Origin of the sequence: Acidisphaera sp. S103, assembly GCF_009765975.1 — a bacterium.
Lineage (GTDB): Bacteria > Pseudomonadota > Alphaproteobacteria > Acetobacterales > Acetobacteraceae > Rhodopila.
The window spans coordinates 306,427-324,054 of record NZ_LMUJ01000111.1 but is presented as its reverse complement, the minus strand read 5'-3'; the positions used below and the strand labels follow the sequence as shown (position 1 = coordinate 324,054).

Annotated in this window: 17 protein-coding genes and 1 pseudogene; 11 read left to right on the top strand and 7 right to left on the bottom strand. The window is 60.4% G+C overall.

Annotated features, from left to right (window positions below):
• Positions 1–55: 55 nt before the first annotated feature.
• From GSQ89_RS37610 to GSQ89_RS37595, 4 genes are all read right to left on the bottom strand, one after another.
• Positions 56–454 (bottom strand): hypothetical protein, encoded by a 399-nt coding sequence (locus GSQ89_RS37610; RefSeq protein ID WP_158933223.1) that lies wholly within the window; start codon positions 452–454, stop codon positions 56–58.
• Positions 455–673: 219 nt separating this feature from the next.
• The gene (locus GSQ89_RS37605) at positions 674–1,174 is read right to left on the bottom strand and encodes a helix-turn-helix transcriptional regulator (RefSeq protein WP_158933222.1); all 501 of its coding nucleotides are present in this window, start codon (positions 1,172–1,174) and stop codon (positions 674–676) included.
• A 568-nt stretch (positions 1,175–1,742) separates the two neighbouring features.
• Positions 1,743–1,973, bottom strand: a complete 231-nt coding sequence (locus GSQ89_RS37600) for a hypothetical protein (protein ID WP_158933221.1) — start codon at positions 1,971–1,973, stop codon at positions 1,743–1,745.
• Between the two features lie 532 nt (positions 1,974–2,505).
• Positions 2,506–3,186 (bottom strand): alpha/beta family hydrolase, encoded by a 681-nt coding sequence (locus tag GSQ89_RS37595; protein ID WP_174254981.1) that lies wholly within the window; start codon positions 3,184–3,186, stop codon positions 2,506–2,508.
• Between the two features lie 346 nt (positions 3,187–3,532).
• Between GSQ89_RS37595 and GSQ89_RS37590 the strand changes: the two genes are divergently transcribed.
• Positions 3,533–3,871, top strand: a complete 339-nt coding sequence (locus tag GSQ89_RS37590; protein WP_158933220.1) for a (2Fe-2S) ferredoxin domain-containing protein — start codon at positions 3,533–3,535, stop codon at positions 3,869–3,871.
• Positions 3,868–4,662: an exodeoxyribonuclease III gene (gene xth, locus GSQ89_RS37585; RefSeq protein WP_158933219.1), complete on the top strand. Its 795-nt coding sequence runs from the start codon at positions 3,868–3,870 to the stop codon at positions 4,660–4,662. Before GSQ89_RS37590 ends, xth begins: the two co-directional genes overlap by 4 nt.
• Before the next feature lie 4 nt (positions 4,663–4,666).
• On the opposite strand, the gene GSQ89_RS37580 is transcribed toward xth, so the two are convergent.
• Positions 4,667–5,005 carry a DUF6790 family protein gene (locus tag GSQ89_RS37580; protein ID WP_158933218.1) on the bottom strand — a complete coding sequence of 113 codons (339 nt, stop codon included), beginning with the start codon at positions 5,003–5,005 and terminating at the stop codon, positions 4,667–4,669.
• A 49-nt stretch (positions 5,006–5,054) separates the two neighbouring features.
• Positions 5,055–5,537 (bottom strand): cupin domain-containing protein, encoded by a 483-nt coding sequence (locus GSQ89_RS37575; RefSeq protein WP_158933217.1) that lies wholly within the window; start codon positions 5,535–5,537, stop codon positions 5,055–5,057.
• Between the two features lie 971 nt (positions 5,538–6,508).
• Here GSQ89_RS37575 and GSQ89_RS37570 point away from each other — a divergent pair.
• The 9 genes and pseudogenes from GSQ89_RS37570 (at position 6,509) to GSQ89_RS40490 (ending at position 16,715) form a co-directional block, all read left to right on the top strand.
• Positions 6,509–6,976: a GNAT family N-acetyltransferase gene (locus tag GSQ89_RS37570; protein WP_254073561.1), complete on the top strand. Its 468-nt coding sequence runs from the start codon at positions 6,509–6,511 to the stop codon at positions 6,974–6,976.
• A 146-nt stretch (positions 6,977–7,122) separates the two neighbouring features.
• Positions 7,123–7,503 (top strand): hypothetical protein, encoded by a 381-nt coding sequence (locus GSQ89_RS37565; protein ID WP_158933215.1) that lies wholly within the window; start codon positions 7,123–7,125, stop codon positions 7,501–7,503.
• Between the two features lie 9 nt (positions 7,504–7,512).
• A complete protein-coding gene (locus GSQ89_RS37560; protein ID WP_158933214.1) occupies positions 7,513–7,932 on the top strand; it encodes a DUF397 domain-containing protein in 420 nt (139 codons plus the stop codon).
• Between the two features lie 110 nt (positions 7,933–8,042).
• Positions 8,043–8,570 (top strand): AAA family ATPase, encoded by a 528-nt coding sequence (locus GSQ89_RS37555; protein WP_158933213.1) that lies wholly within the window; start codon positions 8,043–8,045, stop codon positions 8,568–8,570.
• A 149-nt stretch (positions 8,571–8,719) separates the two neighbouring features.
• On the top strand, positions 8,720–9,187 hold the full coding sequence (locus GSQ89_RS37550; protein ID WP_158933212.1) for a GNAT family N-acetyltransferase: 468 nt from the start codon (positions 8,720–8,722) through the stop codon (positions 9,185–9,187).
• Between the two features lie 1,562 nt (positions 9,188–10,749).
• Positions 10,750–12,009, top strand: a complete 1,260-nt coding sequence (locus GSQ89_RS37545) for a DNA repair exonuclease (RefSeq protein ID WP_158933211.1) — start codon at positions 10,750–10,752, stop codon at positions 12,007–12,009.
• The gene (locus tag GSQ89_RS37540) at positions 12,010–15,519 is read left to right on the top strand and encodes an AAA family ATPase (RefSeq protein ID WP_158933210.1); all 3,510 of its coding nucleotides are present in this window, start codon (positions 12,010–12,012) and stop codon (positions 15,517–15,519) included.
• Positions 15,520–15,771: 252 nt separating this feature from the next.
• Entirely contained in the window at positions 15,772–16,137 is a 366-nt protein-coding gene (locus GSQ89_RS37535; protein ID WP_158933209.1) for an antitoxin Xre/MbcA/ParS toxin-binding domain-containing protein, read from the top strand.
• Positions 16,137–16,715, top strand: a pseudogene (locus tag GSQ89_RS40490) (RES family NAD+ phosphorylase). Before GSQ89_RS37535 ends, GSQ89_RS40490 begins: the two are co-directional and overlap by 1 nt.
• Before the next feature lie 231 nt (positions 16,716–16,946).
• Here the strand turns inward: GSQ89_RS40490 and GSQ89_RS37525 are convergent.
• Entirely contained in the window at positions 16,947–17,597 is a 651-nt protein-coding gene (locus GSQ89_RS37525) for a class I SAM-dependent methyltransferase (protein ID WP_158933207.1), read from the bottom strand.
• Positions 17,598–17,628: the final 31 nt, after the last annotated feature.

Below are 17,628 nucleotides of genomic sequence, written 5' to 3'. Positions count from 1 at the left end.
TGGCCGGGATCAGATTGGAATGGTGGCCGCCATCAAATCGGTAGCCTGGCCGCGATCAAATCGTAACAGGTGGCCGCGATGGATTGGAATCTGCAGACCCGTTCATCCGCTGTCTGTATAGCGCCTGCCGTACCCGCTCTATCATGACCCGGACGTGCTGCGCGTCGATCTGGTCCAGCCCGTTCGCGGCCATCACGCCGTAGGTGATGTCGCGCAGCGTCATGGGCGCCGTCGCCTTACGTAGGATGCCCAGCGCGGACCGCGATACGTCCACAATCTCGGCTCGGGTCAGTTGGACCTTGCGCGGCCGGTAGGCGGGGTCACAGATACGGATGTCCTCGTCGAGATGTTCAATGTCGGATAGGGCGCGGCGGAGGTTGGCGTCGGCTGCCTGGGCTTCCGCGACCAGTTCGGCGCGTCGTTTGGTGAGGGCAGACAGGACGGGATCAGTCATCGGGCGCTCCTTGGATAGATCGCCCATATTATCACGCTTCAACGCTAATCGTTGATAAAGGTTATTTTGGTGTATCTGCTACATAATGCCGGGCATCTGCTCGGGCTTGCCAAATGAGCCACGATTAAAGAACAAAGGCGTCCCGCTAATTTGGCCCATCGCCCGCGGCGCCCGGTTGAACAAGAGGTTGGTAAGAAGGGGAGGTCGATTGGCCGTTGATCAAACCCGCGCGATCTTGGCAAACTCCATCTCGGACGGAGCTTCCTTCGCCGTCCACTGCCCCATGGGACCTTCCTCCAAAACCCGGCGGCACTGTCTTGCCGCGACGTCCAGGATCTCCAGCAACCTACTGTTCACCCGGGTCACCATCGGTCGCTCGCCGAGATTCTCGCAGTATGTGGCACGGACGAATGTGTCCGCATTCAGCGGCACGGCGTCATGCCGGGCCTTCTCCCATTTTGCTACGGTCTGGCCGTCATTATACCCAAGGCGCTTTCCGAGATCGGTCTGCGTCCAATCCAGCAGAGTGCGCAGGAACTTGAGTTCCTGACCCACCATCCGGCGGTCCTGTCGCACGATGTTGCGGGCCAAAACCTTCCAAAGACCCTTCTCATCATGGACAGCCACGGCAGTGCCATATTCGCCGAAGGTTTTCTCCTCGAAGCCACCTGTAAGCCAGACGTCGTCCAGGCCGCATTCTGTATAGTGGTAAGCCTTCATATCGCTCTCCGTTCGGCTCATTCCGTGTCCCGTTCATCGCCGCCGATCCCGCCAGGCAGTCGCGGCGCCCGGGCGGGGCGTTTTGAACGGTCCTCGTATCCCGTGATAACAAGAATCTCCGTTTCCGGGACCAAGACCCCAGCTACGCAGTATGTGTGCCCATCGGACGTTCTGGTCATCGTGAATTTCCACCCATCCTTAACAACAAGGTCCGGCGATGGCCCTTCAGAGATGCGCCCTGCTTCCAAAACACTGACGATTTCCGCCTTCGTTAGCGGATATTTGCCTATGTCCGGCTTCCTCCTCTTCGCGTGAACCAACAGAAATACCTGTCCCGAATCAGACGCTGCGATCTTGTGGATCTCTGCCTCAGCCTGCCTTCTATCCATCCATATACCTATAAATTTTATAGGTGCAAGAGACGTATGCGAACTTCTTTTGCATCCCGACCACGGATTGGGGGTAATTGATCAGTTCGAACATCGTATGGTCCGTGTCATGCCCAAACACGTAGCATGCCTGCCGCCGTGTCGATCGTGTCCGGAAATCAAATCCGGCTCGCCCGGCACTATCGCCTCACCGTCGACGCCTCTTCGTGGGCATCAAGGGTCTCAGATTCGAGGGAGTTATAACCAAGTCTCTCGACGATTTCCTCGTCACTGAGCCCGATGCGGCGCATCACCGCCGCCGAACCGCGGTCCGAACGGGTCCACCCCACGCGCTTCCTCCGCGTGTCATGACGCTCGATGTCGTGAAGCAGGTCTTCCGCCCCGTCAATCATGCGATGTGCCTCGGTCATCCTTTCCACTCCACATAGTCCTCGAAGCGTTCGACCGCTTCGTCGTCATCAAACCCGACCTTCCCATTGTAACGGTCGGAATCGAAGCCATCAGGCCCTCCCATCGCTGGGAGTATTATAGGTTCCTGATCTGCAATCCGTGACATCTGCTCCGCGCAGTTCGAGTTGGCTTGGTCTGATTTACGTAAGCTACCGCCTGCAACCACCTGGGGTGCACCCGAACTCAATGTCTCGACGACGGCACGAAAGTTTGCAGGCCAGCCCCAAGCGGGAGCCCGAAACGGCAGAAACTCAAGCTGAGAGGCATCCGTTCGGAACGGTCAAGCGCTAGTTTTGTTGTATCTGCGCCAAAATGCCGGACATTTCGGAGGTCCGCAAATCCTAGGTCAGGCGATCTTCCTGGCCAGTGCAGCCCGTCCACCCGCCCCGCAATGCGGGATTGCCGGACGGTCCTTGCGGAGGGCAGCGTGGGTCGGCAGATCAAGGTCAGCGCGGAAGTCGAGCAGGCCACGAGATATTTCCAAATCTACGCTCACGTTGATCCGCTCATCGACTGGCGTCTGATCCACACCGCCATCGCATCCAGAATCTCGCCCATCACCTGCTGGTCCGTCTTCCCGGATCGTACCGGCACATGAAAGCTATGATCCGCGCCCTCAACGCTGAATAGCGTCGCACCTCGCCTCTCGACCACTGGCACCAGCAAGTTCATTCCGGCCAGCGTATCCCGCGTGCCTTGAAGGAACAGCATCGGCACCGTCACCGCCGCAAGATGCTCCGCCCGATCCACACTCGGCTTACCTGCGGGGTGCAACGGGAAGCCGAAGAACACCAGCCCCGCGACGCCGGGTAGCGGCTCCTCCGCCTGCGCTTGCGACGTCATGCGTCCGCCGAAGGACTTACCGCCTGCGAACAGGGGAACGCCAGGCAGGAGGTCGGTGGCGACATTAGCGGCGGCCCGTACGGTTGCTCGCGCGATCTCCGGACGGTCCGGACGCTTTGACCCCGCTTCCATGTAAGGGAACTGGTATCGGAGCGTTGCCATACCCCGGTCAGCCAGCCCTTGGGCAACCGCATTCATGAACGCGTGATCCATCCCGGCACCCGCGCCATGGGCGAAGAGATAACCGGCAGTCGGGTGAGAAGGCGACGACAAGAGACCGGAGACGATGCCGCCACCGGCCAGTTTGATCGTCACCGTTTTAGCGCGCATGCCGTTCACCGAGTAGGATACGGAAAGATGCAGCAAAACACATTTGCCGCCTGTCGAGTATTCCAAACCGGAACTCGTCAAAATGCCAGGTCATAAGTGGGTCCGGGGCTGCGTATGAGTACTCCGTCTGTCTCGACAAGCTGCCCATCATTCAGCTTGTCGATGAAGTCAGGATCGTCAAGCTGCAGATCCAGTCGCCGGAGTTCATCATCACCATTTGATTGCGATTCCGGTCACGATTGGCGAAACGTCCGATTTCGTCGCTGGATTTCCCAAAAAGGCCTGACCAGCGGAGACGTCTTTAGCCATGTATAAGCGGCAAATCTGATGAAGGTGCACTCCCCACATGCCCATTCTCGTCCGCGTCCGCCCGACGCCTTGGAGCACCGTCATCCTTCTGTGCCGCAAGTGCTCTGGCAAAATGAAAGGCGGCTACGGGCGCAAGGGCAAGGAGACCCTGCGCACGGCGCTCCGGGCCGAACTGACGGCTAAAGGCCACAAGCGAGGCGTCCGGATCCTCGAGACGCGCTGCATTGGGATCTGTCCTAAGAAAGCAGTGACGGCGCTCAATGCCAGCAGGCCCGGTAAGATACTAATCATCCCCAAGGGCACCGGCGCCGACGAGGCGCTCGCGCGACTGGTTGACGAAGGCCAGGCACCCAGCAATGCGACGCCTGACCCATGAAAATCGCCACCCTCAACGTCAACAACGTGAACCGCCGCCTGCCGAACCTCCTGAAGTGGCTCGACGTCGCGAAGCCTGACGTCGTCTGCCTTCAGGAACTCAAGTCCGAGGACAGGGCTTTCCCGGAAGCTGCTTTGAATGATGCGGGTTACAGCGCCGTCTGGCAGGGGCAGCGAACGTGGAACGGGGTCGCTATCCTCGCCCGTGGCAAGGATCCCGTAGTGACCCGCCGAAGCCTGCCCGGTGATCCGGACGATAAGCAGAGCCGTTATATCGAGGCAGCTGTGAATGGCGTGCTCATCGGCTGCATCTACTTGCCGAACGGCAATCCGCAACCCGGACCGAAATTCGCCTATAAGCTCGCGTGGTTCGAACGGCTCATTTCGCACGCAGCCGCGCTGTTCGACACCGATGCGCCGGTGATACTGGCGGGCGACTACAATGTCGTTCCCACAAATTTCGATATCTACCCAACAAAATCATGGGCTCAGGATGCCTTGGTCCAACCCGCGTCTCGGGCTTGCTACCGGCGGCTGCTCGAACAGGGCTGGGCGGACGCAATACGCAAGATGCACCCCAACGAGCCGATGTATACGTTCTGGCACTATCTCCGGAACCGTTGGCCACGGGATGCCGGATTGCGGTTGGACCACCTACTTTTGAATGGGCGGGCGGAAAAGAGGCTGGCCGCGGCCGGTGTCGACCGTGATGTGCGTGGCGAGGAAGGCGCGAGCGATCATGCGCCCGCGTGGGTGAGCCTGAAGCTTACAAAGGGAAAACGGTCAACCTGATCGTTTAGAGGACATCCTCGTGCTGCCGCCATGCGACCGCCAGCAGCACAATCGCCAACATCATTACGATGACATCGGTCCAGAACGGAACGCCAGCATTTCCCGCAGCGAAGTTCCCGGCGATCATCATCTGGTGGACGTGCCCCACGGCGTCACCAAGCAGTGCGGTGGACGCCACGCAGACCGCCGCCGCCTTGAACGGGAGACTGGCTCGGAACGCGACGCAGGCCGTGACCCCGAAGGGACAGGGGCAGTTGCCTGCAATTTCGATGCGATGCTCGACACGTGGATCGTTACCGCTCTGAACAGCCTCGACGCCATGATCCGGATGTGCGCCGCTCATAGTGCCTGGCGCCGCCCGAGAGTCCGAGTCACCGCGGGCTGCCATAACGTCAGTCGAACGGCTGATCGTGCGGATTGAGCGGCGGCCCAAGAAACTCGACGCCCCATTTCCCCCCGAAAGCGTTCAGGGCCGCCCGATCTGGAATTCCGTCGCGCATTGTTGCAGCAAGCTCCGTGAAGAAAGCCACCGCATCCAGAGCCGGAGCAATGAGTATATACTGGCGGGCGGGCGCATCGGTTACATTGACAAAGCCGTGCGCCGCGCCGCCAGGAATGCTGACGACGTCACCGGCCTCCGCGAAGAAGCGGTGTCCGTCGACCTGGTAGAGATAACGTCCCTCAATGATGCGAAAGATCTCCACCTCCCGATGGCGATGCTGCGGCGGTCCCTTTCCGGGTGCATTGACCGTCTCGATGAAGCAGAACTCGCCGTCGCTCATGATGGGGGGCAACCGGACGTAAAGATCGAGCCCGATGGAAGGGATCTTTATGGGCAACTCTGTCGCGCGGGAATGGGCAAAAGTTACGGTCATCTACTGTGTCTCCGTGATGCACGGGAAGCAAAAGGTGCGGCGATGCGCTAACCTAGCGTCTCGATCCCCAGCCCGTCAGCGGTTCATCAGGACATCGCTGCATAAAACCCGCCGGTTTTCCATATGCAAGGCGTCGCCGCCACCGAGAGGCTACGCGGCCAACAAGGGCACCGCTACGGCCGTATCATAACGCTATCGTCTTGGGATGCCTAACGCAGTACCTTCCAATACTGCTTGATGAAACCTTGATCATCGACATCGAGGACTTGGCGGGTGATACGCGGTACACCCTCCTGACACTGCCAAGCGAACATCGTGTCGTGCCCGACTACAGCCGCCGGGAGAGACGGTTCATTGGGATGTCCGTGACACCAATCTACCACACCCGACTTCGGCACGCGACTGGTGTTAGCCGGGCCGCAGGGCAAATTCGCTCCCACTGTGCAGACCAGCATGCGTCCGTCAACGCAGCGAAATACTGTGGTTGCAACTGCGTCTTCGGGAGGCATATTGATTCCGAATAGAGCGTTGATGGCCGGGGTCAGGCTCGCCGGTATCGGTTGTGGTGGGGCGTTGCCCGTGCAAACGGGCGTGGGCGTTTCCGCGCGGGCCTGCGCGATTGACAACCCTGCGAATGCGATGCCGGTCAGGACGACGACGCGCGGCCAGATTTGTCGCCGGTCACGTGGACAATTTGTGCGACGGCACGCCCCTGGAGCGCCGTCGCCCGGAGGCTGATTTGCCTCAATCTGGTTCGTGCGCTCCGGCAGCGGTGGGACGACCCGTTGTCTTTTTGTCATGTTCATTTCCCAGATATCAAATTCTCATTGCTGAATTTTTGACGTCTACACAGCAGCCTGCGCGGTCGTGTTATAGCTGCCATTATGATCAGTCCTATACGCCTTGCCAGAGAGGCTGACGCCGCCATTTTGCCTGCCCTTGAACGCTCAGCGGCCCAGAGCTTCAGGACGATGGCCGGACTCGAATGGATCGCGGACGGGGAAGTGCTGGACGAAGCCGTGCATTCCAGTCGCATCCGCGGCGGCACTTGCTGGGTCGCTGCCGATGAGCACGACACGCCCGTCGGGTTTCTGAGCGCTGAAGTGATAGCAGAGCACGACCTCCACATTTACGAGATGTCGGTGGCTGCATCGTTTCAGGGACATGGCGCTGGCCGTGCCCTGCTCACAGCAGCAATTGAATGGGCTGTGACACATCATTTGTCAGCTGTGACGCTGACGACGTACCGCCAGGTCCCGTGGAATGCGCCCTTCTATAGCCGTGTGGGCTTCAAGGTCTTGAGCGCATCTCATCTTGATACCCGCTTGGCCGTGTTGCTGCGGAAGGAGGTCGAAAGCGGCTTTGCCGAGAACACGCGGTGTGCCATGCGTCTCCCCCTCAACGACCAAGCCAGCCCGCCCACGGTGCGAAAGTCTTAAATTCTGCATCATCCACCATCATAAGGTAGGCGGCTCTCCCGTCTCACTGTATAATCCGGCGCTTGGGATAGTCACTTCAGTCCAGGCGATTGGGGGGTGACACTGTGACGCCGATCCGCACGGTCACCCTGGGGAGAGCATGAGGGATGCTTGGCTGGCCTGCTGAAACGCTCACCTTTCTCTCGGCAGAGCTGCTCTTCCTCATCGTCCGATCGCGCGATCTAACCATATTGTTCAAGCGCGCCGATCAGAGAACCGCGGCTGAGAACGCCTTGGTGAAACGGGGACTTGGAAGATCTTTGTGGTTAGAAGTGGTTTTGTTCGTCCCTGCGAGTGCTTTTCTGATGGTTCTGATAGCCCCCGCCGTGATTGAAGGACGATGGCCAGCGTCAAGCCTGTCCGGCACATCCCTGTATGCGCTACTGGGGGTGGCTAGTTACGGCTTTCCGTTCGCAGCCATCAAAACCGTCATAACGAGGGTGGCAATCCAGATGCTCAAGGAATACGCAGGCACGCTAGAAAAGTGAGGCTCCTCTATGATAGCCCTTCTGAAAACATGGCTGCGAAGGCTGCCGGTTGGCTTCGCTGAGTGGGCGGGTTGGCTAAACTCCGTCGATGAAAGTGTGGTTAAGTCTTATCTCCGAGACACGGAGAGGCAAATAAACAGGGACTTGGCTAACACCGATGTGCCGTTTGCGAATTTTGTGAAGCCACAAGCATGTCTTTATCTCTGGTTTTGCGCCGAAGTGGCTCACAAAGATGGATTTGTAGCCGTCCGAAATTCGTCAGATCGGATGCGGACTACCGTTGTATTTACGATAGATGAGTGGCGGGTGTTTGTTGACGGCATCAAAAATGGAGAGTTCGACTTCTGCGAAACACGCACCGAAGGGCTATCGGCCCTGCAAGAGGAGCGACCCTTCGACGGACAGGTCAAGTCGGTGCGAAATTTTTGAATTATGCGCAGCCATGCTTATGGACGATGACGAACGGCTGGCTTGTGTCTCTCCGACCGCAAATGAAAGGCGTCGCCAGCTAGCTACCGAGCCGATATGCATGCCGCGCCATGACCATTGAAGAACTTGGGCCTCGCATTTGCATTATGGGTCCGTCGAACAGCGGCAAGTCCACCTTGGCCGCGGCCATCGGACGCTTGCGCGACCTGCCTGCAGTCCATCTCGATCAGCTTCATCACCTGCCCAACACGGACTGGCAGCCCCGCCCCGAGGCGGAGTTCATTGCATTGCATGACAAGACGATCCTGGCGCCACGCTGGGTCATGGACGGCAACTACTCGCGGTGTCTGCCGCAGCGGCTGGAAAGGGCAACAGGCTTCATTCTCCTGGACGTCCCGGCGGTGACCAGCCTTCTCCGATACCTGCGGCGCTCATGGTTCGCGGGCGACCGGCGCGGGGCGCTAGAAGGTAACCGGGACAGCGTAAAATGGGAGATGATCCACCACATCGCCATAACTACCCGCGCGAATCGCAAGCGCTATAGCGAAATGTTCGACCGCATCACGTTGCCCAAGATGAAGCTGGCAACGGCACGGGAACTGAATCAATTCTATGATTCGGCGGGGCTCGACCGCTAATGCGACTTCCCGGCAACAACGCTCACCGGCGGCATGGCGCGCTGCGTTTGCCTCAAAATTCTTGAGTGTTGGTGCGCCGAGGGCTCGGTTTACATTTGCTCCCAGCAGCTACACGCTAAAGGTTCCGTCAACCGTGCCAGAGAAGGCTCATGCCAACGTCGGTGGTGTCCGCCATAGCCCGGCCCGACCTCGTCGAGGTGACAGTGCGCTGGAGATGGAACGAGTGGTTACGCGACAAGGAGCCCTTCGAGGACGCTTTGGAACGCGCCGAACGGGCAACAGCCATGGCGCTCAAAATCCCCCAGTCGTTTGTTCTTCTCGTTGACAATGAGCCTGTCGGCACGGCCAGCATAACGGCTCACGATTTGGAAGAACGGCTGGATTTGACGCCTTGGTTGGCGGGCGTGTTTGTCGTGCCCGAGGCTCGCGGCCGTGGGTATGCGGCTAAGTTGGTGGCTGCCGTAGAGGAAGAAGCCCGTAGGCAATCGTTTTCGACACTATGGCTTTACACGAACAGGGCAGAGCGGATTTACGCGCGCGTGGGGTGGCTGACTGTCGAGACCATTCTGCACGACGGCAAACCATTCGCGCTCATGCGCCGCGATCTTTGGTCGTAGTCACGGAATGCCGCAAAAATCTTGGCTTTTGCGGCGCCGTTAATTGCGTTTCGCCAATCTTAACTCCCGAAGCCCGGCCACACGGGTGAAAAATCTGCTCGAGATTGTTTCTGATGACCGTTCCTATAGATCACATTCGATGCATGATGGGGCCATCTGCCATACCAACCGATTGGCCTCCGGTGTGTCGTCCGTCCCTTCAGCCGCCAAGATGGAGCCGATAACAGCACCTCTATCAAGGGACGAAGCCGACCGCCCAAAAGGTATCGCGTCGAACGTGGGTGGCGCCGGTGATCAAACGGTGGGGCGAAGGGCACGATTGGCTTCCGCTACCCGTAACCTCGGCCCAAGGCAACAATCCTTTCAGAGCCATTCTGGCCAGGTCGAGCGGTTCCGCGGCGCGTTTATTCCGCCTCGGTGATGCGGCGCCTGTGGTAGCTGCCTCCGCGGCTGGCGTTCTGCCATAGCAGGAGGGACCAAACGCCATCACCGGCGAAATCTGGAGGGTGCAGGCCGTGTGTTGTTGCGGTCAGATGGACCTCGTCTGGCCCGCTGAAACAATCGGCACATTGGACTTTCGTGGCAACGGTAGCGAGTGTCATTGTCCGAATGCATGGGTCTTCGGCCACTCGTCCAAGGCCGGTCACCCGGCGCGTCCCGCATCCGCAGGCGACTTCCAGGAACTGATCCTTCATCCCAAGGACCTGGGCCGCGAGAGCTAAGCGACGGTCATCGGTAGTCCCCCGGTGTTGGGAACGGAAAACCCACAGCAATAGAACTCGAACCATAGCGAACCGCTTGCGGCGGACCCCGCGCCCGGGACCCGCAATTCAATAACCGCAAGCGGGCGTAGCGATTGTGGCTGAGGCTTTCAACGCCGGTCAGCTCACCGGTCAGGCACAGCCCATTGATGGCGACGACGGCCCCCCGTTCCCGAGGCTTGGCCGATGTTCATTGAGATTGGTACCAAGCCCGCTGAAATCAGATCCGGCAATCATCCCCCCTGCCCTTGCGAAAGCCTCTCTGGTCCAAGGGGCTATCCGATTGTGCTGCCGATGCTCGCCAGATCGACGTCGCCGCGCCCCCCGCGTGCGGTATCGCTGGCGCCGGAGGTCGCGCCACGGTGGCTTTGACGGCGGCGCCAACGACCGCCGGTGTGACACCGTGATACTCGGCCCAGACTCGTCATCCTCGACCGCCCGCAGCCTCGGATTCGGCCCCCTTATATATTCATAGATTCAGGGTCTAGAACTCATTGTAAATAAACACGAAATCGCGCATTTCCCCTACAGATCGCGCTTAAGTTCACTACATTTCGCGCTGCGTAACGACCGAGCCGACGACGAGTACATGTCCAATATGTCATTCAGCGCTCGGGTATCTAAGTCCAGTGCAGTTCGAGGAGCAACACGCCCGCCAGATGGTCAGACTCCGGCCTAATCCGTCCACCCCAGGCGCGCGCTGTCTTGGAGAGGCAAATTTCCCTCTGGACTAATCGTCTCGCGTGCGTGCTAATCGTCAGCGCTCTCCCATAAGACATAACGCTTATTCAGGAAAATGCGGTGACATCCTTTCGCTTCATTCATTGCGCAGACCTGCATATCGACAGCCCGCTCCGCGGTCTGGAATCCGAGCCGGATGCTCCGGTCGACCGCATCCGCCGCGCCAGCCGGGACGCCTTTACCGCACTGGTGGATTATTCGATCGAGCAAAGTGTCGATTTTGTCCTTGCCGCGGGGGATTTGTACGACGGCGAATGGCAAGACTGGCGGACTGGTCAGTTCCTGATCGGCCAAATTGGCCGCCTCAGTCGCTCCGGAATCCCTTTCGTGGCGATCAGCGGCAATCACGATGCACAAAGCGCAATAACCCGCCGACTCGCGTTCCCGGAACCGGCCAAGCTGCTGCGAACCGATAGGCCCGAGACTTGGTATCCCTCTAACCTTCCAGGTGTCGCGGTGCACGGGCAAGGTTTCACAACGCAAGCGGTCCGGGATGACCTCAGCCGGGCCTATCCGGCACCTTCGCCCGGCCATTTCAACATCGGTATGCTGCACTCGAACGCGGACGGTCGGCCAGGGCATGAGAACTACGCTCCATGCAGCGTGCTCAACCTCAGCAACCATGGCTACGACTACTGGGCACTCGGCCACATTCATACCCGTGCCGTGCTCGGCCAGGACCCTTGGATCGTTTATCCCGGCAACCTACAGGGGCGACACATCAGGGAAGAAGGACCACGAGGGGCCATGCTGGTCACGGTCACAGACGATCGAATCATTGCTCCCCCAGAATTCGTTCCCTTCGACACCGTCCGCTGGGCGCGCATCGAGGTGGATCTGAGCGGCGCGAACGACGAAGAGGCAGTATTGAGTGCGGGTCGACAACTGCTGAGGGAAGCGCTCGAGCGGGCCGAGGGACGCTTGCTCGCTGCCCGTGTCGTGCTCCGTGGAGAAACCCCGGCTTACGCCGCAGTAGTTCGGAACGTAACAGACATCGGCGAAAAGCTCAAAGCTGAGGCCCTGGCAATCGCTGGCCGCGATGCGATTTGGCTGGAGAGGGTATCGGTCAATGTGCGGCCACCTGCAACGACAACTGCAGTGCCCAGCGCGGTATTAGGCGGAATTGAAGATCCTGACCTGGCCAAACTGAGCGCGAGTGCCGCGGGGTATGCGAAGGACCTGCTCGATCGACTGGGGTCGCTGCAGGCCGAACTCGGTGACGAGCACCCGGCAGTGCAGATCGTAAAAGGCGGCATGTTGCCCGCAGACATACTGGAGCGAGCCCGCACCCTGCTGCGTGCCGAGCTTGGAGAAGGTTGAATGCGACTGACCTGTCTGCACCTGTTCCGGTACGGCAGCTTCGAGGACGAGCACGTCCGTTTCGATCCGCGCAAGGGCGTCCTGAACCTGGTTCTCGCCCCCAACGGTGGCGGCAAATCCGTGCTCCGGTCGGCCTTCTGCGATCTGCTGTTCGGGATTGCTGGCCAGAGCCCGATGGGCTTCCGCTATGGCTATCCCAACATGCGGATCGCGGCGGAGGCGCTGAGCCACGATGACCAGGCGTTCACGTTCGGTCGCCGCAAGGGTCATGGCAACACTCTTGTCGACGCGGACGGATCGGCGCTCGATCCAGCCACGGTCATGCGCTTTCTCGGACGCACCGACCGCGTGCGGTTAGAGCGCTTGTTCGCTTTGGATACTGACCGGCTGCGCCAAGGGGAAGCCGACCTGCTGGCATCGGACGGCGATCTGGGTCAGGCGTTGGCATCCGGAGCCGGGGAAATCCGCGACCTACCCGCCATTCGGAAGCGCCTGCAGGAGACGCGTGATGGGCTGGCACCAAGGCGGAGGGTCGCAGGCCGCCCCTTTTATGTGGGCCTGGACCAGTATGTAGAAGCCCGTAGGCGCAAGGACCAAAGCCTGCTGAAGCCTGAGCAGTGGGAAAAACTCAGGCGTGACCGTGACGCCCAGGAAGAACGCCAAGTCGAGTACAACCGAAACGCCGGTCTCGCTTCGGCCGAGATTGCAATGCTCGAACGTGTCCGTCGCGTCCGTCCACTGCTTGCGGTCATCGACAGCGCTGCTCAATGGTTGCGGGAAAATTCAGACGCTCCGGTGATCGATCCTGGTTTGGCAGCGCGCCTGTCCGCGGCCCGTGAGCAGGTGGCGATAGCAGAGGATCGCGCGCAGCGGCACCAGGAGGCGGCCGGTCGCCTTACGGAGCAACTCGCCGGAGTCTTGGTCGATGAAGGGGTGCTGGCTGAAGCCGACGAGATCGATCGATTAGCCACGGACAGCGGTGCGGCCCGCAAGTCGCAGGCTGACTTGCCGTCGGTCAAGGCTCAAGCCGATGCGGCAGCGACGGCGATCGAAGGCTTTTTGCGTGAGTTGGGTCGCGACCTGCCGGTGCAGCGCGCGGCTGAGGCAGTGCCGCCGCGGGCGGCAATCAATCGCGTCCGCCGATTGATCAACGACTATCAGACCCGCAAACGGGATGAGCAGCCAGGCCCGGCAACGATACAGGAACGGACGCGCGAGCGGGACAAGGCGCGAGAACAGCTCGAGGCCCTCCTCGCACCCGGCGACCTCTCGGGGCTGGAAGCTCTGGTGAAGGAAGTGCGCGCGGATGGCGATCCTGTCCGTAAGGCGAACGATGCCGCAGGGCAGGCAGCCACCGACAAAGTCGCTCTGACGACTGCGATGGCGAAGGTGCCTGGCTGGAGCGGTGACGCGATTGCCCTGGCCGCTCTGGCACCGCTGCCCATTGAGGCTTACGAGCGGCAGGCGGCACTAACGGAGCAGGCTTGCTCCGCCGCCGCGACGCACCACGCGACGTTGCATACGCTGGAGGCCGAACGGGAAGCCGCCCAGAAAGTGCTAAACCGGCTGGTAGGCCCGGCGCCGCTGCCTGACGAGGCCGCACTCAGTCGTGCCCGTGCGTATCGGGATGAGGGATGGCAACTGATTTACCGGCGGGCATTCACAGCCGATCCACCAACCTCGCAGGAGGAGCGGGCTTTCGCGAAAAGCCTTGCATTGCCGCTTGCCTATGAACGAGCGGTCACTGATGCCGACGACTTCGCCGATCGCCGCGTGCACGAAACCACGCTGGTCGAGCGCGCCCACGCTGCCCAGGCCAAGTTGGCTGAAGCGGAAACTAAGCTTCAGAAGGCTGCTGACCAATACCAGTCCTCCAAGGAGTCGTCAGCGGCCGCAGACGCCGCCTGGATACAGCTCTGCGCCATCTTTCCGCTGGGTCCGGCCCCCGGACTTGGCGATGTGCGACAGTTTCTGAAGGCGCGTGAGGATGCGATTGACGCACGGCATACGGTTCTAAAGGCGGAGGCAGCTTCGGCAGCTCTGAAGGCCAGCCATTCCGTCTGGGCTGCCCATTTGGCGGAACTATTGGAAGTGGCCGGGCAGCCCGGGCTGCCTGATCTGCTGATGGCGGCGGATAGAAAACTGGCTCAGGCCCGCCAGGTTGAGACGACACGAGCAGCGCTTGAATCACAGCAAAAGCGCGCCGAGGCCGACTTGGCCGATGCCGAACGTGCCCATCAGCAGGCAATTCAGGCACTTGCAACGTGGCAGGCCGAATGGGCGCGTGCCACGACCGATCTTGGTCGGCCGGTTGCTGAAGATCCGGCGGTCATGGACGACGTGCTCCAAGTCTTCTCGGAGTTGGATGGGAAACAGAAAGAGCATGCTTCGGCGGCTGTTCGGGTAGAGGGCATGGAGCGCGATATCGAGCGCTTCGCCCGAGACGCAGCCGCAATGGCCGCGCGTGTTCCGGGCGGCTCGGAATCAACGGACCCGTTCCTCATTGTGACGACGCTGCAGCGGCGGGCGCAGGAGGAACGGCAGGTCCAGACTCGTCGGGACTCACTCTCGCAGCAGGCACAGGAGACAGCCAAACAGTGCGAGCTTGCGGAACAACAGTTGGCCGACCGAAAAAGCGCCCTGCGTGCGATCCTGTTGCTGATTGGTGCGGAAACAGTCGAGGCCGCCGAGGTGCGCCTGGCTCTCGCGGCCGAGCGTGCCCGGCAAACCGCAGCCCTTGCCAGCGCCGAAGAGAAGCTGCTCGAAGCGGGCGACTCATACTCGCTTGAGGCGCTTCGTCAGGAGGTTGGCGCCGTCTTGGTCGAGGATTTGCCAGCCCGGCTAGACGACGCGAGGCAGCGGCTCGGTCACGCTCAGCAAGCGGCACAGGAGGCGGCGGCAGCGGTGGCCCGGTTGGCGATGGAAATGCAGCAGGCCGAAATCGCCACCGGAGCGACCGACGCCGCCGCCGATCAGCAGGCAGCTGTCGCTACCATGGGCCGAACGTTGGAGGAGGCCCTGGTCTGCCACGTGGCGGCCGAATTGCTGGAGCAGGCCATTGCCTCCGCGGCGCAGGATGCTGAGCCAGAGATGCTGCGGCGCATCAGCGCGCGGTTTTCCAGCCTGACGAATGGGGAATATACACGGGTCTTGACGGAGGAAACCGACCAGAACCAGACCCGTCTAAGTTTGGTTCAACGGGACTTCCCCGGGGAGCGTCAGCTAATCAGGGAGCTATCCGAGGGTACGCGCGACCAGCTTTACCTGGCTTTGCGCCTCGCTGCGATCGAGGACTACGCGGATGCGCCGCTGCCGTTCATCGGTGACGACATTCTGCAAACCTTTGACGATGCCCGCGCTCTGGCAGCCTTGCGAGTGTTGCAGGATGTCAGCCATTCGGTGCAGGTGATCCTGCTGACGCACCACCGCCATCTATTGGATTTGGCAGCCGCCTTGCCCGCGGGGTCCGTGCACAAGCATTATCTGGGTGTTGCCGAGGAGGTCGTGTAGCCGAACACCAAGGACTTCACCGAGGGGATTGCCGGGTCGTCGCTGCCCCGGGAAGAAGCCGAACCGAAATGGAATCTCGGGTATCTACCCCTTCCAGCCGACCCCGGAGGCGAGCTGCCACGTGAATGGCGTCGCTTTATCACACTGCTGCGCGCCCTGGCTGGGTCGCTTAGGCCCCATCAAACGAGCGCGCCTTGAAATGTGCATAATGTGTGCATATAGTGTGCGAAGCCCGATGTATGGAGCTACACCATGCTTTCCCCGATCCTCGAGTTCGTTGGCAATCCCAACGAGAGCCGCGTCGAGCCGCGCCGTGTGGCCGATTTGCTCGGACTACCCTTGGAGAACTTAGCCACGCTGGCGCAAACGCACCGAAATACGTTGTCGCGGACCCCTGGGAGCCCGCAAGTCCAGGCTGGCCTTGGAGATATTGTGAAGATCCTCGTAGCAGCCTCGCAGTTGATGGAGGGCGGATCACCGGGGCGTGCAGTTCTGTGGTTCAAGAACCAACCGTTGTCCGGGTTCGGCGGAAAGACCGCGATGGATCTGGTTCGTGAAGGTAAGGCGAATGCGGTCATGGAACATCTGCAGATGTTGGCCGACGGCGTTTACGCCTGATGCCATTGCCGCCCGGCGTCCTGAGGACGTATCGCCGCGGCGCATCCAGCGACGACTGCCTGTGGCGGGTCATGGCTCCGAAATGGTCGTCATCTCCCAACAGCACGACGGGGGCGACTTATCACGGAGGCCGTTGGAACCGGCCGGGCTGCGCCGCCCTTTACCTTTCGGAAGTCTTCTCCGCAGGTCTGCCAGTCGCCACCGCTTGGGCCGAGTACCAGCAGGACATCGGGACCCGTATTGGCACTCTAGTCCCGTAAAAAGGTCGAGCTGGAGCGCGTCGTCGACCTGACCGAAATCGCCACAACTGCGGCCTCCATTTGAACACGATCGATTCCCAATGTGCATGGAAAGCCATCGTGGCGAGTGGCAACATCCCGCCGACGTGGCTGATAGCCGACCTGATGATCAGCGAGGCCGTGCACGCCATCCGGGTGCCATCAGCGGCTCATCCAGACGGGGTGAACATTGTAGTGTATAAGCTGGATGGGATGCCGGGCCAGCAGGTTCAGGCGATCGACCCTAACAGTATGCTTCCTGTCGACCAAGCCTCTTGGCCGTCGATCCGCGGGCCTTGATCAGATGTCAGCGTTCGCGCCGATGCAGGTGACATTCCACTTGTGATTCGGAGCGCACTTTTTTCCACGCCGAATCACACTCCGAACGTCGCGGCAGATGACGCGGAAATCTTCGGTCGGTAGTCGTCTACGAGTCTGCCCGGAAAGTTTCCACACGGGATTGCACATCCGTCCGAAGCAAATAGGTTTTGCGCGGTGACGCATGGCATCAACACTGAGGATCTAGCCGCACTATTTCACGGCAACCATGCAGGCATAATTCTGGGCTGGCGTTGGCTGAGCTAGCTCGGGCTCAAAATGATGCAGCGAGACCTGATCAGCAAAACCTGCCTGCCGCAACAGCTCTAAATGGCGCGAGATCTCGAACCGGCCCGCCTCGTATTCCCACGAGGTTCCGTCCGGCTTGATGAAATCGCCGTTCACCAGAATCCCGCCTTTCGGAAGCGTCTCAAAGCAGCGCACATAGACATCTGCCACCGACTGCGGGCTTCCCAGGTCGTGCAGCGCCCAGGTCGAAATGATAGCCTGTGGTGGGCGGGTCAGGCGCGTTGGCCAGGACTGATCCATCAGGTCCACATTGGTGAAAGTCACGCGTGACTCCAGCTCGCCGAGCGTTCGTTTGGCGACGTCGAAGAACACCGCGGAGAAATCGAGACCTTCGTAATGAAGCGTCTTCTGACGTTCCAGAATGTGCCGTGCCATGTAGCCGGGGCCAAGGCCGAGTTCCAGCACGTTCGGGTCGCGGGTCGGAAGCTGGTCGATCTGGGCAAGGATCATATCGAACAAAGCCAATCGCGGCGGCGAAGGGACGAAGCGATCCGCCCAGCCCTGTACGAACGCGGCATCGTGGAATTCGTGCTGTGCGCCGACAAAACCGCTCATGATGGGAACTCCCTTTGATTGTTCGGGATTG